This is a genomic window from Caulobacter sp. GW821-FHT11A05 (assembly GCF_058809015.1).
In genome coordinates this window covers 66,194-86,909 of the sequence record NZ_JBXASF010000006.1, presented here as the reverse complement: position 1 = coordinate 86,909, position 20,716 = coordinate 66,194, and the positions used below count along the sequence as shown (strand labels likewise).

The following is a 20,716-nucleotide window of genomic DNA, read 5'->3' as shown; positions in this document are numbered from 1 at the left end:
ATGATCGACCTGACCCGAGGCCAACGCGAGACCGACCTGGCCGCCCGCGTCGAGGCCTTCATCCGCGACGAGGTCATCCCCTTCGAAAATGACCCCCGGGTCGAACACCACGGCCCGACCGACGAGCTCTGCAAGGAACTGAAGGCCAAGGCCAAGGCCGCCGGGCTGCTGTCGCCCCACGTCGGCGTCGAGTACGGCGGCCATGGGCTCAATCATCGCGAGATCGCCACCGTCTTCCGCGCCGCCGGCTACAGCCTGCTGGGTCCGGTGGCGCTCAACGTCATGGCCCCCGACGAGGGCAACATGGCCATGCTGGAGAAGATCGGCACGGCTGCCCAGAAGGACCGCTACCTGCGCCCGCTGGCCGCCGGCGACATCCGCTCGGCCTTCCTGATGACTGAGCCGGACGGTGGCGCCGGCTCCGACCCCGGCATGATGAAGACCACCGCCGTGCTCGACGGCAACCACTGGCGGATCAACGGCCGCAAGACCTTCATCACCGGCGCCGACGGGGCCAGCGTCGGCATCGTCATGGCTCGCACCGAGCATGGCGCCACCATGTTCCTGGCCGACATGAAGGACCCGGCCATCCGCATCGAGCGGGTGCTGGACACCATCGACCGCACCATGCCCGGCGGCCATTCGGTGGTCGCCATCGAGAACCTGAGGGTCAGCCCCGACAACATCCTGGGCCAGGTCGACGAGGGCTTCAAATACGCCCAGGTGCGGCTGGCGCCCGCCCGCCTGACCCACTGCATGCGCTGGTGGGGCGCGGCCAAGCGGGCCCACGACATCGCCATCCAGTACGCCATGCATCGCCACGCCTTCGGCAAGCCCCTGATCGACCATGAGGGCGTCGGCTTCATGCTGGCCGACAACGAGCTGGACCTGAAATCCTCGGAACTGATGATCGACTGGTGCGCCTTCGTGCTGGACAGCCACGGCCATGGCGGCGGCACGGCGGAGTCGAGCATGGCCAAGGTCGCCGTCTCCGAGGCCCTGTTCCGGGTCGCCGACCGCTGCGTCCAGATCCTCGGCGGCACGGGGGTGTCGGACGACACGCCGGTGCATCAGATCTTCCGCGATATCCGCGCCTTCCGCATCTACGACGGCCCCTCGGAGGTGCACCGCTGGTCGATCGCCAAGCGGCTGAAGCGCGAGAACCGCGCTTGAGCCGTCGGCGGACAAATCCGGGCAGGGCGCTTGCGCTCCCTTAGGGCGCCTCGGCACAAGGGCTGCGCAACCCCGCAGGCCGCGCTATGGCTGGCGCGACAACAGGAGGATGCCCGATGACGTTCAAACCCTTTGACCTGACCGGCAAGGTCGCCCTGATCACCGGCGGCAACGGCGGCATCGGGCTTGGCATGGCCGAAGGCCTGGCCGCGGCCGGGGCTGGCGTCGTCATCTGGGGCCAGAACCCCGACAAGAACGCCAAGGCCGAAGAGACCCTCAAGGCCTACGGCGGCAAGGTCATGGTCCGGCAGGTCGACGTCGGCGACGAGCAGGCGGTGGTCGACGGCGTCGCCGAGGCCATCGCCGAGATGGGCCGCCTCGACTTCGTGGCCGCCAACGCCGGCATCGGCGGCGGCGGCGACTTCACCAGCCTGACCACCGCCGACTGGCGACGGGTGACGGCGGTCAACCTCGACGCCGTCTTCTGGACCTTCCGCGAGGCCTGCAAGCACATGGTCGAACGGGCCGAGGCCGGCGATCCGGGCGGCAGCCTGCTGGCCACCTCCTCGACCTCGGCCATCCACGGGGCGCCGCGCAACCAGGCCTATGGCGCGGCCAAGGCGGCGGTGACCTCGATGGTCCGCGGCCTGGCGGTCGAGTTCGCCCGCTACGGCATCCGCGCCAACGCCATCCTGCCCGGCTGGATCCGCTCGGACATGACCGCCCGCCTGCAGGCCTGGGACAAGTTCAACGAAAAGGCCATCGGCCGGGTGCCCATGCGGCGCTGGGGCGAGCCGGAGGACTTCTCCGGCATCGCCGTCTACCTGGCCTCCGACGCCTCCCGCTTCCACACCGCCGACAGCATCGTCATCGATGGCGGCTACACCATTTTCTAGAGCCCGTCAGGCGGAAGTGGAGCCCGGTTCCGCCGCCCGGACGGGCTCGACAACTAAGAGAGACCACCAACCGTGAGCCAATCCCACCCCGAGATCCGCGAAGCCGTCGCCAAGCTCTGCGCCGGCTTCCCCGGTTCCTACTGGCAGGCGCTCGACCGCGACCGCACCTATCCGACCGAGTTTGTCCGCACCTTGACGGAGGCCGGCTTCCTGTCGGTGCTGATCCCTGAGGAGTACGGCGGCTCGGGCCTGGGCCTGGGGGCGGCGACGGCGGTGCTGGAGGAGATCCACCGCTCGGGCTGCAACGGCGGCGCCTGTCACGCCCAGATGTACACCATGGGCACCATCCTGCGGCACGGCACGCCTGCCCAGAAGGAGAAGTACCTGCCGGCCATCGCCTCGGGCGAGCTGCGCCTGCAGGCCTTCGGCGTCACCGAGCCGACCAGCGGCACCGACACCACGCGCCTGCGGACCTTCGCCAGGCGGGTAGGGGACAAGTACGTCGTCAACGGCCAGAAGATCTGGATCAGCCGCGCCGAACACAGCGACCTGATGGTCCTGCTGGTCCGCACCACGGCCCGCGAGGACGTGACCAAGCCGTCGGACGGCATGAGCGTCCTGCTCGTCGACATGCGGGAAGCCGTGAACAACGGCCTGACCATCCGGCCGATCCGCACCATGCTCAACCACGCCACCACCGAGCTGTTCTTCGACAACCTCGAGGTCCCGGCCGAGAACCTGGTCGGAGCCGAGGGCAAGGGCTTCAAATACATCCTCGACGGCATGAACGCCGAGCGCATCCTGATCGCCTCCGAGTGCATCGGCGACGGCCGGTTCTTCATCGACCGCGCATCCGCCTACGCTAAGGAACGCGAGGTGTTCGGCCGCCCGATCGGCCAGAACCAGGGCATCCAGTTCCCCATCGCCCGGGCCCACGTCCAGCTGACCGCCGCCTCGCTGATGGTCGACAAGGCCGCCGCCATGTTCGACGGCGGCGAGCCCTGCGGCACGGAAGCCAACATGGCCAAGATGCTGGCCAGCGAGGCCAGTTGGTACGCCGCCGACATGTGCGTTCAGACCCACGGCGGCTTCGGCTTCGCCGAGGAGTACGACATCGAGCGCAAGTTCCGCGAAACGCGGCTGTATCAAGTGGCCCCGATCTCGACGAACCTGATCCTCAGCCATGTCGGCACGCATGTGCTGGGGCTGCCGAAGAGCTTTTAGACAGCCGAGCCCCAAAAGGCCGCCGACCACCGCGGGACAATCACCTCCGAAATCCGGCGGCCAAGATCGCTCCAGCCGCCGTGAGAGGTTCCTTCTCCGTCGGCGGTGGGAGAAGGTGGCGCGAAGCGCCGGTTGAGGGGTCGATAGATCTTTCAGCTGCGCAAAGGCGGCGGCGACAAGCTGTGTCGTAGGCCGGGGAGCCCCCTCATCCGCCCCCTTCGGGGGCACCTTCTCCCACGAGGGGAGAAGGGCGCCCCGAGGCGAACTCACCAACCTCCGCTCACGGACCAAGCGGGGCGGCGCACCTTCCAAACGCTCGTTTCGAAAAACATTCACGCTCGTGAGAGTGAAGATTGACAGGTGAGCGACCCTCGTCGCATCGTCCACGCAACAGCCCGGCGAAAGATCGGCGCTGACAGGGAGGGAATGATGAAGGGTTATCTGCTCGCGACGGCCTGCGCCGTCGCTCTGGGCGCCGCCACGCCCGCGCTTTGCCAGACCGAGGGCCAGCCGGCCGCCCCCGCCGCCGACGTCGATGAGGTCATCGTCTCGGCCACCCGCCGCGACGAGAAGATCCAGGACGTTCCGCTCAGCATCACCGCCTATTCGCAGGAAGAGCTGACCGCCAAGGGCGCCGTCGGCTACGAGGGCCTGGCCGCCGAAACGCCCGGCGTCGTGCTCAACCGCCCGACCGCCAACTTCAACAACTTCACCGCCCGCGGCATCGCCACCAACGGCTACGGCGCCAACCTGCAGAGCACGGTGGCGGTCTACATCGACGAGCTGCCGATCTCGACGATCGGCAACACCACCGTGCTGGACCCCAACATCTACGACATCGAGCGGGTCGAGTTCCTGCGCGGGCCGCAGGGCACCCTGTTCGGCTCCGGCTCGCTGTCGGGCGCCCTGCGCATCCTGACCAGGAAGCCCGACCTCACCGAATTCGACGTCTCGGCCCTGGTCGACCTGGGCATCGCCGACGGCGACGCCCTGCGCCAGCGCTACAACGTCATGGTCAACGCCCCCATCGTGAAGGACACGCTCGGCGTCCGCCTCGTCGGCTTCTACCGCGATGAAGAGGGCTGGGTGGACAACCTCGGCACCGGCCAGAACAATTCCAACACCCTGATCGACTGGGGTGGCCGCTTCAATGTCCTGTGGGAGCCGACCGACCGGCTGTCGATCAAGCTCCTGGCCTCCTACGAGAAATCCAATCCGGAAGACTCCGGCCTGACCAACCCGGCGCTGGGCTGGGACAAGCGCAACTCCGACCGGCCCGACCAGTTCGTCGGCAAGCTGACCACCTTCAACGCCACCGTCGACTATCAGTTCGACGGCGCCCGCTTCACCTCGTCGACCACCCAGTCGAAGTTCGACCAGCTGTTCTTCGTCGACCTGGCCGGCACCTTCGGCGGCGCCATCCCCTTCGCCCTCGACGCGCTGGGCTTCCAGGACACCTTCGTCGAGGAGGCCCGGCTGGTCTCCGACCCGGGCGGCAAGTGGGACTGGTCGATCGGCGGCTTCTACCTCGATCGCCGGCTGGACGTGGACTACCAGTACCGCTCGACCCCCGAGTTCCTGGCGGCCCGCGGCATCACCGGCCTGACCGATGAGTACTACAATCGCCAGTACAGCCACTTCATCAGCCACGAGAAGGCGCTGTTCGGCGAGCTGACCTACCGCTTCACCGACGACCTGTGGGCGACCGGCGGCATGCGCTACGCCTCGGTCGACTCCCAGGGCTTCACCGAGGGCGGCTATAATTCCAACTACTTCGTCAAGGCGCTGTTCTTCATCCCCGGCCCGCTGACGATCACCCCGATCGCCAAGGCCAAGGGGGTCAAGGTCGAGGCCAGCGATCCCAGCTGGAAGTTCAGCCTGTCGTGGCGGCCGATGCCGAACATGACCACCTATTTCACCTACTCGACCGGCTTCCGCACCCCGGTGGTCAACGCCTTCGCCGGCCGCGCCAGCACCATCGATCCCACCGACCTGGTCATCCCCTACGGCGCCGATTCCGACGACCTGACCAACTATGAGCTGGGTCTCAAGGGCCGCTGGTTCGACGGCAGGCTGCACGCCAACCTGGCCCTCTATTACATCGACTGGCAGAACATCCAGGTCCAGGCCAACCGCGTCTCCGACAGCATCCAGTTCGCCACCAACATCGGCGGCGCGGTCTCCAAGGGCTTCGAGTTCGAGATCATGGTCCTGCCGACCGAAGGCCTGACGCTCGGCCTCAACGGCGGCTTCAACGAGTCCAAGGTCACCGACCTGACGGCGGCGGAAGCGGCCATCTCCGGGGCCGAAAAGGGCTCACGGCTGTCGTTCCCGAAATTCCAGGGTTCGGCCTACATCAACTACCGCTGGCCGCTGGGCGCCTGGGGCGAGGCCAACGCCTCGCTGGTCTATTCCCACATCGGGTCGTTCCCGGGCCAGTTCCCGAACACGCCCGGCCGGCCGGCCGTGGTCAGCCCGACCTACGACTACACCGACGCCTGGGACAACGTGAACGCCAACTTCGCCATCGCCTTCGACAGGTTCACGATCGGCGCCTACGTCGAGAACCTCTTCGACGAGCACAAGATCACCTACGTCCACCCCGAAGCCTTCGTGGCCAGCCGCTACGCGACCCAGCGGCCGCGCACCATCGGCATCCGCCTGGCTTACGACTTCTAGATGGCCGGGACTCTCTCCCAAACGGCGGGCGCGCACGCGTCTGCCGCCAAGCCGGCTGGCCGCGCCTGGTTCGTGCTGGTCGTCCTCTGCTTCGTCTATGTGCTGAACTTCCTGGACCGGCAGCTGCTGTCGATCCTGGCCAAGCCGATCCAGGATGACCTGCATATCTCCGACGGCCAGATCGGCCTGATCACCGGGCTCTACTTCGCCCTGTTCTACTGCACGATCTCGATCCCGGTCGGCTGGCTGGCCGACCGCACCAATCGGGTGAAGCTGGTGGCCGTCGCCTGCGGCCTGTGGAGCGCCGCCACCATCGCCTGTGGCGTGTCGTCGAGCTATCCGCAGCTGGTCGTCGCCCGCATGGCGGTGGGGGTGGGGGAGGCCGGCGGGGTGCCGCCCTCCTACGCCATCATCAGCGACTACTTCGGTCCCGGCACGCGGGGCACGGCGCTGGGCCTGTTCAACCTCGGCCCGGCCATCGGCCAGATGCTCGGCGTCGCCTTCGGAGCCTCTATCGCCGCCGCCTATGACTGGCGCAGCGCCTTCGTGGCCGTCGGCGCGGTCGGGGTGGCCACGGCGGCCCTGGTCTTCTTCACCCTGCGCGAACCGCCGCGCGGCGGCCTCGACCGCAAGGCGGGCGACACCGCGCTGCCGCAAGTCCGGGAATCTTTCTGGACGACCTGCGGCCTGTTCTTCGCCCGCCCGGTCCTGCGCCTCACCGCCCTGGCCGGCGGCGCCACCCAGTTCGTCACCTACGCCCTCCTCAACTTCGCCACCCTGTTCCTGATGCGGGAAAAGGGCATGACGCTGCAGCAGGTGGCCCTCTACTACGCCCTCGTCATCGGCCTCGCGGGCGGTGGCGGCATCTTCGTGGCCGGCCGGCTGGCCGACTGGCTCGTCCCGAAGACCAAGCGGGCCTACGCTTGGCTGCCTGCGGCTTCCCTCACCCTGGCAGTCCCTTTCTACATCGGCTTCGTCTGGGCCCCGACCTGGCAGGTGTCCTTGGCGTTCCTGACGGTCCCGATGTTCCTCAACTACTTCTACCTGTCGCCCTCGGTGGCGCTGGTGCAGGAGGAGGTGGCGCCGCACCAGCGGGTGCTGTCGGGCGCCCTGCTGCTGCTGGTCATGAACCTGATCGGCCTGGGTCTGGGGCCGACCTACCTCGGCGCGGTGAGCGACTGGTTCAAGGCCGTGTCGCCCGGCCACTCCCTGCAGCTGGCCCTCTACACCCTGGTCCCCTTCTACCTCCTGGCGGTGATCCTGTTCCTGTTCCTGGCCCGCGCGCTGGGTCGGGAAGAGCAGGCGGCAAAGGGAGCCGTGGCATGACCCATCCCCTTCGTTTCATGCGGACCAAAATTCGGTCAGCCGCCGTGAGTGTCCCTTCTCCCCTCGTGGGAGAAGGTGGCCCGAAGGGCCGGATGAGGGGGCTCCTTGTCCTTTCAACCGCGCAGAGGTGGTCGGGCCGGGCTGTGTCGGAGGCCGGTGAGCCCCCTCATCCGTCGGCTTCGCCGACACCTTCTCCCGCGAGGGGAGAAGGGAGACCAGAGGCGAACCCCCAAAGATCTGTTCGCATCCGTCTGCCCGCCTTGGCCCTCCTCGCCAGCCTCGTTCTGACAACCACCCCCGCCCTCGCCGCCACCGGCCCGGTCGTCCAATCCCCCGCCGGCTCCGTCCGCGGCCAAACCAGCAACGGCGTCGACACCTTCAAGAACCTCCCCTACGCTGGCCCGCCGACCGGTCAGAACCGCTGGAAACCCCCGACCCCGGCGCCGACCTGGTCCGGCGTTCGCGACGCCACCGCCTTTGGCCCCGCCTGCATCCAGCCGCCGTCGCGGCCGGGCAGCATCTATTCGGAAGACCTCGGCGCCTTCAGCGAGGACTGCCTGTCGCTGAACATCTGGCGGCCGGCAAGTACGACCAAGGCCCCGGTCATGGTCTGGATCCACGGCGGCTCGCTGGTCAGCGGCTCGGCCCGCTCCGGCCTCTACGACGGCGCGGCCATGGCCCGGCGCGGTGTCGTGGTGGTGTCGATCAACTACCGGCTCGGCGTCCTGGGCTACCTCGCCCATCCCGACCTCTCGGCCGAGTCGCCGGACGGCGTCTCCGGCAACTACGGCCTGCTCGACCAGATCGCCGCGCTGGAATGGGTCAGGCGCAACATCGCCGCCTTCGGGGGCGATCCCGCCAACGTCACCGTCGCCGGCGAGTCGGCCGGCGGCCTCTCCATCCTCTACCTGATGGCCGCGCCCAAGGCCCGGGGCCTGTTCCACAAGGCCATCGTCCAGAGCGCCTACATGATCTCGACCCCGTCGCTGCGCGAGCCGCGCTTCGGCGAGATTCCGGCCGAGACCATCGGCGAAACCCTGACCTCCAAGATCGGCGTGCGCGGCCTCGTCCGCCTGCGGGCCATGGACGCCACCGACCTGACCTGGAAGGCAGTGCTGGCCGGCTACCCGCCGTTCGGCAACATCGACGGCAAGGTGCTGCCGCGCCAACTGGTCGAGGTCCTCGACCGCGGCGAACAGGCGCCGGTCCCGGTGCTGGCCGGATTCAACAGCGGCGAGATCCGCTCCTTGCGCTTCCTCGCCCCCAAGCCGCCCGCCACCGCCGGGGCCTACGAGACCGCCATCCGCCAGCGCTACGGCCCGCTGGCCGATGAATTCCTGCGCCTCTACCCGGCCTCGAACATGCCCGAGAGCCTCCTCGCCTCGACCCGCGACGGCATCTACGGCTGGACCGCCGAACGGCTCGCCGCCAAGCAGACGGCGCTCGGCCAGCCGGCCTTCCTCTACCTGTTCGACCACGGCTATCCGGCCGCCGACCAGGCCGGGCTGCACGCCTTCCACGCCGCCGAGATTCCCTACGTCTTCGGCCTCTCCGACCGCTTCCCCGGGGCCTGGCCCAGGATGCCGACGACGCCGGAGGAGGCGGCCTTCGGCGAGTCTCTCGCGGGCCACTGGGCGGCTTTCGTCAAGACCGGCGCGCCGGGCGGCGGCTGGACCCCCTACGGCTCCAACCACGCCTACATGGCCTACGAGGACCAGCCGCGTCCCAAGGTCGGGCTGATGCCGGGCATGTACGCCCTGCATGAAGAGGTGGTCCTGCGCCGGCGGGCGATCGGTACCATCCCCTGGAACTGGAACCTCGGCATCGTCTCGCCGCCACTGCCGCTCAAGCCCGCTGCAATGGGCTCCGAGCCGACGTTCGTGAGTTCGCCTCGGGGCTCCCTTCTCCCCTCGTGGGAGAAGGTGCCCCCGAAGGGGGCGGATGAGGGGGCTCACCGGCTTCCGACACCGCCTGCGGCAACCCCCTCAGCGCGGCTTGAAGACCTATCGACCCCTCAACCGGCCCTTAGCCTGTCCTCGGGCCGGCCTTTGGCCGGACCCGGGGGGGCCACCTTCTCCCACAAGGGGAGAAGGGACCTCTCACGGCGGCTGACCCCGTCTTGGGCGCCTGTTCCTACAAGCCCTGGCCCCCCAAGTTCTCCGGAGACCCAATGATCGACGGGGCCATGCAGCCATTCGCGTTGACGCTCGACAAGGTCCTGACCCACGCCGCGAAGTGGCATCCGCGCGCCGAAGTCGTCACGGCCTGCGAAGATGGCCGCACCATCCGCATCGGCTATGCCGAGCTCGAGGACCGCAGCCGGCGCGTCTCCGGCGTGCTGCAAAACCTCGGCGCCGGCCTAGGCGATCGCGTCGCCACCCTGGCCTGGAACAGCCAGGCCCATGTCGAGGCCTGGTACGCCATCATGGGCATGGGGGCCGTCTGCCACACCCTCAATCCGCGCCTGCATGCCGACCAGATCGCCTGGATGCTCGACCGCTCCGGGGCCCGCACCCTGATCGTCAGCGCCGACCTGTTGCCCCTGGCCCGTCAGGTCGCCGAGCGCGCCACCGCTGTGGAACGGCTGCTGGTCATCGACGGCGAGGTCGCGGAAACCGCCGCCGGCCGGCCGGTGGTCGTGTCTCTCGAACCGCTGATCGAAGCCTGCCAGGACCGCCCCGCCTGGGGCCGGTTCGACGAGACCCACCCCTGCGGCCTCTGCTTCACCTCCGGCACGACGGGGGCGCCCAAAGGCGTCACCTTCACCCATCGCTCCAGCTTCCTGCACGCCCAGCGGCTGCTGCAGGTCGACGCCATGGCCGTGTCCTGCGCCGACAGCGTGCTGGCCGTGGTGCCGATGTTCCATGCCAACGCCTGGGGCCTGCCCTTCGCTGTCCCCGCCGCCGGCGGCAAGCTGGTGCTGCCCGGCCGCCACAATGACGGGGCCAGCCTGGCGCGGCTGATCCGCGCCGAGGGCGTCACCACCGCCGTCGGGGTGCCGGCGGTCTGGCTCGGCCTGCTGGAACATCTGGAAGCGACCGGGACCGAGGTCCCCAGCCTCAGGCGCATCGTCGTCGGCGGCGCGCCGATGCCGGCCGCCCTGATGGCGCGGCTCGAAACCCGCCTCGGGGTCAAGGTCCAGACCACCTGGGGCATGACCGAGCTCTCGCCCTCGGGCACGGTCACGCCGCTCAGCGATCCTGATCGCCCGGCCGCCCATTCCGGCCGCGTGGCGCTCGGCATCGACCTGTTGATCACCGATCCGCAAGGCCGGCCGCTGCCCCGGCAGCGCAACGCCGAGGGGAACCTCAAGGTGCGCGGCGTCGCCGTCGTCGAGCGCTACTTCGGCGAGACCGACACCGCGCTGGACGCCGACGGCTGGTTCGACACCGGCGATCTGGCCCGCATCGACGAGGCCGGCAACCTGATCATCACCGGCCGCGCCAAGGACCTGATCAAGTCCGGCGGCGAATGGATCAACCCGGTCGAGATCGAGGCCGTCGTCGGGGCCCTGCCACAGGTCTCCCTGGCCGCCGTCATCGGCCGCAGCGACGCCAAATGGGGCGAGCGGCCGATCCTGCTGGTCGAGCTGCGCGACACGGGCGAAGTCAGCGACGAGGCCCTGCTGGCCCCCCTGCGCGGCCGGGTGGCGCCCTGGTGGATCCCCGACGACATCGTCCGTCTGCCCAGCATGCCGCTGGCCGCCACGGGCAAGATCGACAAGATCCGGCTGCGGGCCGAATACGGCGGGCCGGCGACTTGACGCTGCCCTTGCCAGCCCTGAAAGAGTACCGCGTGCCCCAAGCCCAGACATCCCGGCGCCGCTCCACCAAGGCCGAACAGCGCGCCGAGTCGATGGAGCAGATCCTCGACGCCGCCGAGCTGCTGTTTTCCAAGCATGGCCTGTACGGCGTCACCCTCAAGGACGTGGCCAAGGCCGTCGGCGTCCACCACACGCTGCTGAACTACTATTTCGAGGACAAGAAGAAGCTGTTCGACGCGGTGTTCGCCCGCCGCGCCGGGGTGACCATCGACCTGCGCATGAAGGCGCTGAACGACTACGAGGCCTCCGCCGCCGGCAAGCCGACCGTCGAGGGCGCCCTGCACGCCTTCCTCGACACCGACCTGGACCTCTACATCCGGGGCGGCGAGGGCTGGCGCAACTACGGCGCCCTGGGGGCCCAGGTCTCCAACACCCCAGAGGGCTCGGTGCTGATGGACACCCACTTCGATCCGGTCGTGCTGCGCTTGGTCGACATCCTCGAGAAGGCGCTGCCGGACTGCTCCCGCGAGGACCTGTTCTGGGGCTACCACTTCGTCACCGGCGCCCTGATGCTGACCCTGGCCCGCACCGGCCGCATCGACCGGCTGTCCGGCGGCCTCTGTCAGTCGGAGGACTTCGAGGCCATCAAGCTGCGCATCGCCACCTTCATGGCCGCCGGCTTCCACGCCATCTGCAAGTCGCGCCCGGCCCTCTGAGTAATATGTCTAGACATATTCATCGGGGTGAAGCGGGGACACATTGAATTGCCGCTGGCGCCAGCGCCAACACCGCACCAGCGATGCACGGCAATTCAATGCGTCCCCTCTGCTCGTCTGCTCCAGGGTGGATGGCGGTAGGTCGATCCGAGCCTGCGCGCCGTCTGCCGGGCGGTGATGAGTAGGCTGCTTCAACCCTTTAGGTGGTTGATTTAACAAGAGAAATTTTTCCAACCTCCGGCGATTTCCTGCTATAATCGCTTCAGAGGCCGCAAGAGCCTTCCGGGGTGGTTCCAATGTTCGACCAGCATGTCGCGCGGCTGAAGACCGACGGCTACACCATCGTCGAGGACGCCATTGCGCCCGACCTCGTGGATGAGCTTCTCGAAACCGTCGAGCGGCTGGAGCGCGAGCTCGGGGCCCGGCCGGCGATGAACCCCTTCGAGGGCGACAACACCGTCCGCATCTACAACCTGCTGGCCCTGGGCGAGGTGTTCGCCAAGGTGCCGGTCCATCCCGCCGTCCTGCCGCTGATCGATGCGGTGCTCGGCCCCGAATGCCTGATCTCCTCCCTGGCCTCGATCGCCATCGACCCCGGCCAGATCGCCCAGCCGATCCATGCCGACGACCAGATCATCCCCATCCCCAAGCCGCACCCGGCGGTGGTCTGCAACTCGATGTGGGCGCTGACCGACTTCACCGACGAGAACGGCGCCACCCGCCTGGTCCCCGGCAGCCACCTGGCCCCCAATCCGGAGTACGGCGGCGACTATGAAACCATCCCGGCGGTGATGAAGCGGGGCTCGGTGCTCATCTGGGATGGCTCGCTGTGGCATGGCGGCGGCGCCAACCGCAGTCAGGGGCGGCGGACCGGCATCGCCATGAACTACTGCGCCGGCTACATCCGCCAGCAGGAGAACCAGCAGCTGGGCCTGCCCGTGGCGCTGGTGAAGACCTTCGAACCGCGCCTGCAGGAACTGGTCGGCTATGGCGTCTATCGCGGCCTGATCGGCCAGATCGAAAAACAGAGCCCCGCCCAGCGGCTGCTGGACGGGGCTCCGTACAAGGTGATGTGGGACCGCGAGGCGGACGCGGCGGCCCGGAAACAGGTCTAGAGCAGGTCGATGGTCAGCCGCAGCCCGAGCACCACCACCGGATCGGCCCCGGACTCGCCGCCCGGGTCGAGGATGACCTGCAGGTCGGGCTGGAGGGTGACGCGGTCGTTCAGGCGGTCGGACCAGGTCAGCTCGACGCCGGTCTCGGCCTGGGAAGCATCGACTCCGCCGCCGGCCATGTTGGCGCGCATCTTGGAGGACAGGTAGCCCTGCTGCACGCCGACCGAGAAGGCGCTGTCGGGGCGGCTCGCCAAGACCCGCTCGACCAGCACCCCGGCCTGCCAGCCGCCCTTGAAGGGGCTGGTGTCGCCGTCCGAGACCCCGGCCCGGAAGAAGCCGGTGACCAGCTGGCCCTCGCCGTCCGCATCGCCGGCCAGCACCCGCTCGCCGGAGACGTAGAGGCCCTGGGCGGTGCGCTGCACGGGATCGCCGCCGGGGGTGAGGTCGCGGATGTCGTCCTGGTCGTCGCTGTAGCGCCAGACGCCGACCGACAGGCGCAGGTTGCCGGTCAGGCCGGCCTCGGCGATGACCAGGGCGCCGCTGTCGAACTCCAGGTCGACGCCGTCCGGGTCGCCGGGCACGCCGGCATGGGCATTGAGCACCGCGCCGCGCACATAGCCGCCGTCCCACTCGTGGCTCAGGCGCACGGCCAGGGCGGTCGAGGGGAAGATCGAGGGGCCGTTGGGACCGGTGGCGGCCAGCTCCGAGCCGATGCCGAAGGAGGGGTTGATCAGCAGGCCGGCGGAATCGTTGGCGTAGAACTCGCTGTTGAGGTCGTAGAGGCCGGCCCGCACGCTGGTCTTCTCGCCGAGCGGCGCTTCCAGCCACAGCTCGTACAGCCGGGCCCCCTGGCGGGCGACCTCGATGTTGTCGATGCCCTGCAGCGTGCCGGCGTTGTCGTTGGGGATGCCGCCGTTGTTGGACAGCAGGTAGCCGTGCAGGCTGGCGCCGTCCCAGCCCATGGCCTTGCCCAGGTCGAGGTCGGCGATGACGTCGATGTTGTCGAGCACCTCGGCCCTGTGGTTCAGGCCGCCGGCGACGGGGCCGATGACGTCGGCCGTGTAGGTCGCCTCGACGGTCCAGGGGCCATCCTCGGTCTTGTCCTGCGCCAGGGCCGGAGCGGCCGCGGTCATGGCCAGCACCGCGAAAAGCACAGCCGCGCGGTTCTGCGCGGCCCGATAAGCAGACATTCCGTCCTCCCGAGTCTTCGAGCGTAAGAATTGACGGAACTGTCTAAATCCCGGTTAATTTTGAGAATTTCGCCGATGATGCAGGTATCCGGCAAGGACCTCTCGCCGATATTCAGTGCCGAGTTTTGAAAACGAGAGAGCGTGGCGGGGTTTGTCTTTGGCGTAGAATACAAGAATTCAACTGTTCATGACGCGATGAAGAAACCGCTTCGAATTGCCACACCGGTCGCGGAAGGGGCGCGATTCTAAGGGTTAATTGTCGAGCAAGGTTCTGACATTACTTCGTCTACCATCCCCAGGGGAGGGGTCGGAGAGCGCAATGAACTTCTCGTCGATCAACGGCAAGGTGATGGCAGCCGGTCTCGCCGTCCTGATCCTGGCCGGCGTCACCGCCGGGGGCGGCATCTGGGCCGCGTTCAGCCTCACCGCCCACCTCAACGACTCGACGCGATCGGCTTCGGTGCTGCGCAACCACCTGTACGCCGACATGATGCACGACGCCCTGCGGGCCGATGTGCTGTCGGCCCTGCGCGCCGCCGACCCGGCCACGGGCGTGTCGTTCGCCGAGGTGAAGGCCGAGGTCGCCGAGCACACCAAGAATTTCCGCGACGCGGTCGCGCAGAACAAGACCCTGGCCACCGACCCCGCCGCCAAGGCGGCGCTGGAGGCCCTTGAGGCGCCCCTGGCTGCCTACATCGCCTCGGCCGAGAGCACCGTCGCCGCCGCCGAACAGAGCCTGGAGGCCGGAACCGTCGCCACCCCCGACTTCATGACCCAGTTCCAGGCCCTGGAAGGCAAGATGGAGGAGGCCACCGACAAGATCGAGGCCGCCGCCAAGGCCCAGGCCAAGGTCGCCACCACCGAGGCCGGGCTGGCGCAGATCCTGATGCTGGTCATGCTGGGCTTCGGCGTGGTGTTCGCCGGCCTCTTGATCCTGGTCGCCCGCAAGGCGCTGGTGCGGCCGCTGAGCGACATCACCGTCGCCCTGACCCGCCTGTCGAAGGGCGACATGTCGGTCGAGCCGCCGCATACCGGCCGCAAGGACGAGATCGGCGTCATGGCCAAGGCCCTGCTCGCCTTCCGCCAGGCCGTCGCCGACCGCCAGGTGGAGCTGGAAGCCGCCGACGAGCGCGAGAAGATCGAGGAAGAGCGCCGCGACAACGAAACCCGCCGCGCCGCCGCCGAACAGACTCAGCGCCAGGTCGTCGCCTCCCTCGCCCAGGGCCTGTCCAGCCTGGCCGAAGGCGACCTGACCTATCGCCTCAACCAGCCCTTCGGGTCCGAGTACGAGCGCCTGCGGGCCGACTTCAACGCCGCCGTCGACCGGCTGCAGGCGACCATGCGCACCGTCCGCACCTCGACCGACAGCATCCACACGGGCGCCGACGAGATCTCGCAGGCCTCTGACGACCTGTCGCGCCGCACCGAGCAGCAGGCCGCCAGCCTGGAGGAGACCGCCGCCGCCCTGGACGAGGTCACCGCCACCGTCCGCCGCGCCGCCGAAAGCGCCACCCAGGCCCGCCAGGCCGCCGAGGCCGCCTCCAGCGAGGCCGAGCAGAGCGGCGCCATCGTCCGCGACGCCACCTCGGCGATGAGCGCCATCGAGGAGTCCTCGCGCGAGATCGGCCAGATCATCGGGGTCATCGACGAGATCGCCTTCCAGACCAACCTGCTGGCCCTCAACGCCGGCGTCGAGGCGGCCCGGGCCGGCGACTCCGGCAAGGGCTTCGCGGTCGTCGCCCAGGAGGTCCGGGCCCTGGCCCAGCGGTCCGCAGAGGCGGCCCGCGAGATCAAGGGCCTGATCTCGACCAGCGGCCAGCATGTCGGTCGCGGCGTCTCCCTGGTCGGCCAGACCGGCGAGACTCTGCTGCGGATCGTCGAGAAGGTCGGGGGCGTCAACGCCCTGGTCTCCGAGATCGCCGCCTCGGCGCGGGAACAGGCCACGGCGCTGGCGGAGGTCAACACCGCCGTCAACCAGATGGACCAGGTCACCCAGCAGAACGCGGCCATGGTCGAGGAGACCACCGCCGCCAGCCACGCCCTGGCCCAGCAGGCCGAGAGCCTGGCCGCCCTGATCGGCCACTTCCAGGTCGGCGACACGGCGGCCCGCCGCGTGGTCTCCACCCCGACCCAGGCCCCGGCCCCGGCCCCGGCCCCGGTCCGCACCCAGACCGCCATGAAGGTGATGGGTCAGGGTGGGGCCCAGCGCAAAACCGACGAGTGGGAAGAGTTCTAGCGCCGGTCCCGGCGCGTAGGGCTTCGAGCCTTTCGGCCCGCACCCGGAAAGCGTCAGCCCGCGGCTGACGCGCCGGTTTCCGCGATCCGGCGGTTGAGGGCTTCCAGTGAGGTCAGCACGGCGTCCACTTCGGGCTTCTGCGCATTGCCTTCCAGCAGCCTGACCAGCGACGCGGCATAGAGGCGGGCCGCGTCGGCGCGCCAGCCGCACCCTTCTTGGCCCATGACCTCGATGCCGCGGCCAAACAGAGCCCCGCAACGGGCCAGGCCCTCCAGCCCACAGGCGCCGGCGACGCCGAGCACGCCATTGGCCAACCAGGCTAGGCGGGCCAGGTCCGGCGTCGGCTCGGCCGACAGGGCGACGATCTCCGTGATCCACTGGCGCAGGGATTCCCGCATGGGGTCCTGCATCCGTTGGAGTTGTTCGCCAGCGCTCTTGACCGCGGTGTCGACACGCAAGCCGCTGTCACCCTTGACCGCGGCGGCCAGCGGGTTGTGCGCCTTGAAGGTGCGGACGACGCTCACAGCACCACCCGGGAGGGTTTGACCAGCATATCGATCTCGTTCTGGGACATGTTCGGCTCGGAAGCGAGCCCGATCTTGGCGTTGAGGTCGTCCTTGCGGCGGCCCTTCATGCCAAGGGGCGGCCCATACGCCTTGAAGCGGCGGTCGGGCCCTACGTAGCTCTCGGCTTCAACGAACATTCGCGCGTCGCGGCCGAGCCAGACGATGCGCTGCAGAAGGATGATCGGCGTCACCGGCTTGGCGACCACGAAGTTGGCGCCGGAGTCGCGGGCCATGGCCACTTCGTCGGCGCGGGTGGCCCCGGTGACGACCAGGACCGGGGCGGTGCGATTGTTCTCCGGCCCGCTGCGCCGTAGCCAGCGGATGAATTCGAAGCCGTCCTCCTTGGCCATGGCCGCCTCGACCATGACCAGGTCGAACTGGGCGCCATAGAGGGCGTCCTGGGCGTGGAGCACGGTCTCACACTTGTTCTGCTTGCGCAGGTCGAATCCGTTCAGCACCCCGCCCAGCATGTCCAGGTGGGCCCGGTTGTCGTCCAGCAGCAGGGCGCGGCTGCGCGACAGGTCGATCCGGGTGTTGGACGAGAGGAGAGGGGGGAGGGTCGTCATCGGTCAGAACAGATCGAAGTCGCCGGCTTCGCGATCCTCGACGGTCTGTGTCGGGATCCCGGCGGCTCGGGCGCTCAGGCGGTCGGCGAGGTCCTGCAGCGGAACGGCCCGCAACAGGCCGGTGAGGTCCAGCATCGGATCTTCCGGCAGCACCACGATCAGTTCACGGACGAACAGCGACAGGGCCGACAGCTTCTGGGTCATCAGGTCGAGAACCTGAAGCTCGAGCACCATGGCCGGATCGGGATCGGGGCCGTTGCAGACCTCCTGCAGGCGCAGAACCTTGTGCTCCAGCCGTTCCAGTTCGTGCGCCACGCCGTCGAGCACACCGCTCAGCCGGTGCGGCGCGAACTCGGCGGCGATCAGGGCCAGGGACGCGGCTGGGTTCATCAGAACAGCTCCAGATCGCCACTGTCGGCGGCCGGCGCTGGCGGCGCGACGGCCACGGCGCGTTCGCGGACGAACACCGTCGGGTCGGCGTCGGTCAGCAGCCGCTGCATCGCCTGGCCGGTGGCCGGCCAGTAGCGAACCCGGCGGGCCTTGTCCCCGCCGGTGTCGCCGCCGACCACGACGATGCCTTCGGCGTTGAGGAAGCGGTGGGCGAAGGCGGCGTTCTCGCCCCCGATGTTGCGCAGCCGGTCGAACATGCTGGCGCCCCCGAACAGCTTGGCTTCCAGCCGCTCGCGCCGGGCGCCGGCGGCCAGCAGGCTGTTGATCAGCCGCTCCATGGCGTTGACCCCATAGCGGCGGCCGGCCTCGCTGTCGGCGGCGGCGTCGCCTTCCGGCAGCAGGAAGTGGTTCATGCCGCCCAGCCCGGCCTGCGGGTCGCGGATACAGGCGGCAATGCAGGAGCCGAGGATGGTGGTGATGACCACGCCGGGCTCGGACGAGATCTGATGCTCGCCTTGGCCGATATGCAGGGTACGGCCGACAGTGGCCTCGAGGACGCCCTGCTTCATGTCAGAGCGCCGAAAACAGCTTCGATCTTTTCCTTCAGCACCTGAACCGTGAACGGCTTGACCAGGTAGTTGTTGACCCCGAACTGCACCGCCCGCTGCACCAGGTCGGTGTCGGCGCGGCCGGTCAGCATGATGAAGGCCGTGGTCCGGAAGGGTGGGTGGGCCCGCACCGCGCGCAGCAGGCCCAGGCCGTCCAGCTTGGGCATGTTGTAGTCGGAGATGATCAGGTGGGCCGGCTTGGCCAGCAGGACGCGCAGGGCGGCCTCGCCGTCGGCGGCCTCGCGGACGTCCTTGAAGCCGAGCTGAGTTAGGCCCGATCGGACCAGCGACCGGATGGTCATCTGGTCGTCGACGACGAGCACGGAGATGGCGGAAGCGGCTGGCATTTTTGCTCTAACCCTCGGGCGACTGGACACAGGCGGCGAGGATCTGCGCGCCCATGCGGGAAAGGGGGAATTGGCGCTCGACGGCGCCGATTTCGAAAGCCGCGCGCGGCATGCCGTAGACGACACAGGACGCCTCGTCCTGGCCCAGGGTCCTGCCCCCCGCTTGGCGCATGGCCAGGAGGCCCTTGGCGCCGTCGCGGCCCATGCCGGTGAGGATGGCCCCGACCGCCTTCTTGCCGACCGCCTCGGCCACCGAGTGGAACAGCATGTCGACCGACGGCGAGTGGCCGTTGACCGGTTCGCCCGCCCGCAGGCGGCAGCGCAGCTGTCCGCCGGACCGCTCGACGGTCAGGTGACGATCGCCGCCGGGGGCCAGGAAGGCCCGGCCCGGCTCCAGCAGGTCGCCGTCCTCGGCCTCGGTGACGGTGACCGCCGAAGAGGAGTCCAGCCGCTTTGCGAAGCTCTTGGTGAAGGTGCCCGGCATGTGCTGGGTGATGACGGTGGGCGGGCCGTTGGCCGGCAGGGTGGGGATGACGGTCAGCAGGGCCTCGACCCCGCCGGTCGAGGAGCCGATGGCGATGACCGAACCGTTCGGCCGGAAGACCGCCGCGCTGGCCGTCGGCCGCACCGCGTCGCCGAACGGCCGCAGCCGCGAGCGGGCGGCGGCCTTCACCTTGTCGGTCAGGCCGGCGAAGGCGTCGGCGGCGGTGACGCCGTGCCCGGGCTTGCCGACGCAGTCGACGGCGCCCAGGGCCAGGGCCTCGATGGTGATGTCGGCCCCGGCCTGGGTCAGGGTGGAGATCATGATCACCGGCGTCGGGCGCAGGCGCATGATCTTCTCGAGGAACTCGATGCCGCTCATGTTCGGCATCTCGATGTCGAGGGTGATGACGTCCGGGTTCAGCCGCTTGATGGCCTCGCGGGCCTCCAGCGGATCGCCGGCGGCGCCGATCACCTCGATGTCGGGATCGCGGCGCAGCACGGCGCTGATCAGGCTGCGCATGGTCGGGGAGTCGTCGACGACCAGGACGGTGATACGGCTCATCGGGCGCCCCCGAGCCGGTAGGCCGTCAGGCCGTCGCTGATCAGCCGGCCGCCGTCGCCGCTGACCCGTTCGGAATGGCCGATGTAGAGGCGGGCGCCGGGGTTCATCACATCGATGAACTTTTTCCAGACCTGCTCCTGGGTGGCGTCGTCGAAGTAGATGACCACGTTGCGGCAGAAGATGACGTCGAACCTGCCGCTCATCGGCCAGGGGCGGATGAGGTTGAGTTCGCGGAAGGCGATCAGGTCGCGGGCCTCGTCGGACAGCCGCCACATGTCGGGGCCGGCGGCGTTGTCGCGGACCAGATGCTTGCGGTCGCCGGCCGGCACCGACTCCAGGGCTTCGCGGCTGTAGACCCCGGCGCGGGCGGTTTCGACGACGTTGGGGTCGATGTCGGTGGCCAGGATCTTGATGTCGTGGCGCGCCGCGTCGGGCAGCACCGACAGCAGGGTCATGGCCATGGAGTAGGGCTCAGGCCCGGTCGAGCAGCCGGCCGACCACAGCCGCACCCGGCCGCCGGAACGGGCCTTGGCGGCGAGGCCGGGCATCACGTTCTGGCGCAGGTCGTCGAAGTGGTGCGGTTCGCGGAAGAAGCGGGTGACGTTGGTGGTCAGGGCGGCCAGCATGGCCTGACGCTCGTCGAGACCGTCGTTGCCCTGGATCAGAGCGCAGTATTCCCGGAAGCTGGAAAGACCGAGGACGCGCAGCCGCTTGGCCAGCCGCGAATAGACCAGGGTGGCCTTGGTGTCCGGCAGATAGATGCCGGCGTCGCCGTGCAGCACGGCGGCGATCGTGCGGAAGTCCTCGCCTGTGAAGGCGAACTCCCGGGCGCCGCCCGAAGCCTGAAGAGATGAAGCGTCCGTCGCGGCCATGGAG

18 protein-coding genes are annotated in these 20,716 nt (G+C 68.9%); 10 read left to right on the top strand and 8 right to left on the bottom strand.

Annotated features, from left to right (window positions below):
* From AC1RSK_RS10640 to AC1RSK_RS10600, 9 genes are all read left to right on the top strand, one after another.
* Complete coding sequence (locus tag AC1RSK_RS10640) at positions 1-1,173, top strand: acyl-CoA dehydrogenase family protein (protein WP_492907495.1); 1,173 nt, start codon at positions 1-3, stop codon at positions 1,171-1,173.
* 116 nt (positions 1,174-1,289) lie between these two features.
* The gene (locus AC1RSK_RS10635; RefSeq protein ID WP_492907494.1) at positions 1,290-2,069 is read left to right on the top strand and encodes an SDR family NAD(P)-dependent oxidoreductase; all 780 of its coding nucleotides are present in this window, start codon (positions 1,290-1,292) and stop codon (positions 2,067-2,069) included.
* A 72-nt stretch (positions 2,070-2,141) separates the two neighbouring features.
* The gene (locus tag AC1RSK_RS10630) at positions 2,142-3,293 is read left to right on the top strand and encodes an acyl-CoA dehydrogenase family protein (protein WP_492907493.1); all 1,152 of its coding nucleotides are present in this window, start codon (positions 2,142-2,144) and stop codon (positions 3,291-3,293) included.
* 429 nt (positions 3,294-3,722) lie between these two features.
* A complete protein-coding gene (locus AC1RSK_RS10625) occupies positions 3,723-5,972 on the top strand; it encodes a TonB-dependent receptor (protein WP_492907491.1) in 2,250 nt (749 codons plus the stop codon).
* Positions 5,973-7,298: a spinster family MFS transporter gene (locus AC1RSK_RS10620; protein WP_492907490.1), complete on the top strand. Its 1,326-nt coding sequence runs from the start codon at positions 5,973-5,975 to the stop codon at positions 7,296-7,298.
* Between the two features lie 260 nt (positions 7,299-7,558).
* On the top strand, positions 7,559-9,472 hold the full coding sequence (locus AC1RSK_RS10615; protein WP_492907488.1) for a carboxylesterase/lipase family protein: 1,914 nt from the start codon (positions 7,559-7,561) through the stop codon (positions 9,470-9,472).
* On the top strand, positions 9,469-11,061 hold the full coding sequence (locus tag AC1RSK_RS10610; RefSeq protein ID WP_492907487.1) for an AMP-binding protein: 1,593 nt from the start codon (positions 9,469-9,471) through the stop codon (positions 11,059-11,061). Before AC1RSK_RS10615 ends, AC1RSK_RS10610 begins: the two co-directional genes overlap by 4 nt.
* Before the next feature lie 92 nt (positions 11,062-11,153).
* Positions 11,154-11,777, top strand: a complete 624-nt coding sequence (locus AC1RSK_RS10605; protein ID WP_492907651.1) for a TetR/AcrR family transcriptional regulator — start codon at positions 11,154-11,156, stop codon at positions 11,775-11,777.
* Positions 11,778-12,073: 296 nt separating this feature from the next.
* Positions 12,074-12,892 carry a phytanoyl-CoA dioxygenase family protein gene (locus AC1RSK_RS10600; protein WP_492907486.1) on the top strand — a complete coding sequence of 273 codons (819 nt, stop codon included), beginning with the start codon at positions 12,074-12,076 and terminating at the stop codon, positions 12,890-12,892.
* On the opposite strand, the gene AC1RSK_RS10595 is transcribed toward AC1RSK_RS10600, so the two are convergent.
* A complete protein-coding gene (locus tag AC1RSK_RS10595) occupies positions 12,889-14,082 on the bottom strand; it encodes a carbohydrate porin (protein WP_492907485.1) in 1,194 nt (397 codons plus the stop codon). The genes AC1RSK_RS10600 and AC1RSK_RS10595 overlap by 4 nt on opposite strands.
* 319 nt (positions 14,083-14,401) lie before the next feature.
* Between AC1RSK_RS10595 and AC1RSK_RS10590 the strand changes: the two genes are divergently transcribed.
* Positions 14,402-16,318: a methyl-accepting chemotaxis protein gene (locus AC1RSK_RS10590; protein ID WP_492907484.1), complete on the top strand. Its 1,917-nt coding sequence runs from the start codon at positions 14,402-14,404 to the stop codon at positions 16,316-16,318.
* Between the two features lie 53 nt (positions 16,319-16,371).
* Here the strand turns inward: AC1RSK_RS10590 and AC1RSK_RS10585 are convergent, their stop codons facing one another.
* The 7 genes from AC1RSK_RS10585 to AC1RSK_RS10555 are packed head-to-tail and all read right to left on the bottom strand — an operon-like array spanning position 16,372 to position 20,712.
* Positions 16,372-16,842 (bottom strand): hypothetical protein, encoded by a 471-nt coding sequence (locus AC1RSK_RS10585; RefSeq protein ID WP_492907483.1) that lies wholly within the window; start codon positions 16,840-16,842, stop codon positions 16,372-16,374.
* A complete protein-coding gene (locus AC1RSK_RS10580) occupies positions 16,839-17,450 on the bottom strand; it encodes a response regulator (RefSeq protein ID WP_492907482.1) in 612 nt (203 codons plus the stop codon). Before AC1RSK_RS10580 ends, AC1RSK_RS10585 begins: the two co-directional genes overlap by 4 nt.
* Before the next feature lie 3 nt (positions 17,451-17,453).
* Positions 17,454-17,840: a DUF8776 family protein gene (locus AC1RSK_RS10575; RefSeq protein WP_492907481.1), complete on the bottom strand. Its 387-nt coding sequence runs from the start codon at positions 17,838-17,840 to the stop codon at positions 17,454-17,456.
* Positions 17,840-18,409, bottom strand: a complete 570-nt coding sequence (locus AC1RSK_RS10570) for a chemotaxis protein CheD (RefSeq protein WP_492907480.1) — start codon at positions 18,407-18,409, stop codon at positions 17,840-17,842. The genes AC1RSK_RS10575 and AC1RSK_RS10570 overlap by 1 nt, the downstream gene beginning before the upstream one ends.
* The gene (locus AC1RSK_RS10565) at positions 18,406-18,795 is read right to left on the bottom strand and encodes a response regulator (RefSeq protein WP_492907479.1); all 390 of its coding nucleotides are present in this window, start codon (positions 18,793-18,795) and stop codon (positions 18,406-18,408) included. The genes AC1RSK_RS10570 and AC1RSK_RS10565 overlap by 4 nt, the downstream gene beginning before the upstream one ends.
* Before the next feature lie 7 nt (positions 18,796-18,802).
* Positions 18,803-19,840: a protein-glutamate methylesterase/protein-glutamine glutaminase gene (locus AC1RSK_RS10560; RefSeq protein ID WP_492907478.1), complete on the bottom strand. Its 1,038-nt coding sequence runs from the start codon at positions 19,838-19,840 to the stop codon at positions 18,803-18,805.
* Positions 19,837-20,712, bottom strand: coding sequence for a CheR family methyltransferase (locus tag AC1RSK_RS10555; protein WP_492907477.1), 876 nt, complete (start codon positions 20,710-20,712; stop codon positions 19,837-19,839). Before AC1RSK_RS10555 ends, AC1RSK_RS10560 begins: the two co-directional genes overlap by 4 nt.
* Positions 20,713-20,716 lie beyond the last annotated feature (4 nt).

Bases quoted from the DNA above. Each gene is read 5' to 3' on its own strand.
- AC1RSK_RS10640 (WP_492907495.1), top strand. From the start codon at position 1: ATGATCGACCTGACCCGAGGCCAACGCGAGACCGACCTGGCCGCCCGC.
- AC1RSK_RS10635 (WP_492907494.1), top strand. From the start codon at position 1,290: ATGACGTTCAAACCCTTTGACCTGACCGGCAAGGTCGCCCTGATCACC.
- AC1RSK_RS10625 (WP_492907491.1), top strand. From the start codon at position 3,723: ATGAAGGGTTATCTGCTCGCGACGGCCTGCGCCGTCGCTCTGGGCGCC.
- AC1RSK_RS10620 (WP_492907490.1), top strand. From the start codon at position 5,973: ATGGCCGGGACTCTCTCCCAAACGGCGGGCGCGCACGCGTCTGCCGCC.
- AC1RSK_RS10610 (WP_492907487.1), top strand. From the start codon at position 9,469: ATGATCGACGGGGCCATGCAGCCATTCGCGTTGACGCTCGACAAGGTC.
- AC1RSK_RS10605 (WP_492907651.1), top strand. From the start codon at position 11,154: ATGGAGCAGATCCTCGACGCCGCCGAGCTGCTGTTTTCCAAGCATGGC.
- AC1RSK_RS10600 (WP_492907486.1), top strand. From the start codon at position 12,074: ATGTTCGACCAGCATGTCGCGCGGCTGAAGACCGACGGCTACACCATC.
- AC1RSK_RS10595 (WP_492907485.1), bottom strand. From the start codon at position 14,082: ATGTCTGCTTATCGGGCCGCGCAGAACCGCGCGGCTGTGCTTTTCGCG.
- AC1RSK_RS10590 (WP_492907484.1), top strand. From the start codon at position 14,402: ATGAACTTCTCGTCGATCAACGGCAAGGTGATGGCAGCCGGTCTCGCC.
- AC1RSK_RS10580 (WP_492907482.1), bottom strand. From the start codon at position 17,450: ATGACGACCCTCCCCCCTCTCCTCTCGTCCAACACCCGGATCGACCTG.
- AC1RSK_RS10575 (WP_492907481.1), bottom strand. From the start codon at position 17,840: ATGAACCCAGCCGCGTCCCTGGCCCTGATCGCCGCCGAGTTCGCGCCG.
- AC1RSK_RS10570 (WP_492907480.1), bottom strand. From the start codon at position 18,409: ATGAAGCAGGGCGTCCTCGAGGCCACTGTCGGCCGTACCCTGCATATC.
- AC1RSK_RS10565 (WP_492907479.1), bottom strand. From the start codon at position 18,795: ATGCCAGCCGCTTCCGCCATCTCCGTGCTCGTCGTCGACGACCAGATG.
- AC1RSK_RS10560 (WP_492907478.1), bottom strand. From the start codon at position 19,840: ATGAGCCGTATCACCGTCCTGGTCGTCGACGACTCCCCGACCATGCGC.
- AC1RSK_RS10555 (WP_492907477.1), bottom strand. From the start codon at position 20,712: ATGGCCGCGACGGACGCTTCATCTCTTCAGGCTTCGGGCGGCGCCCGG.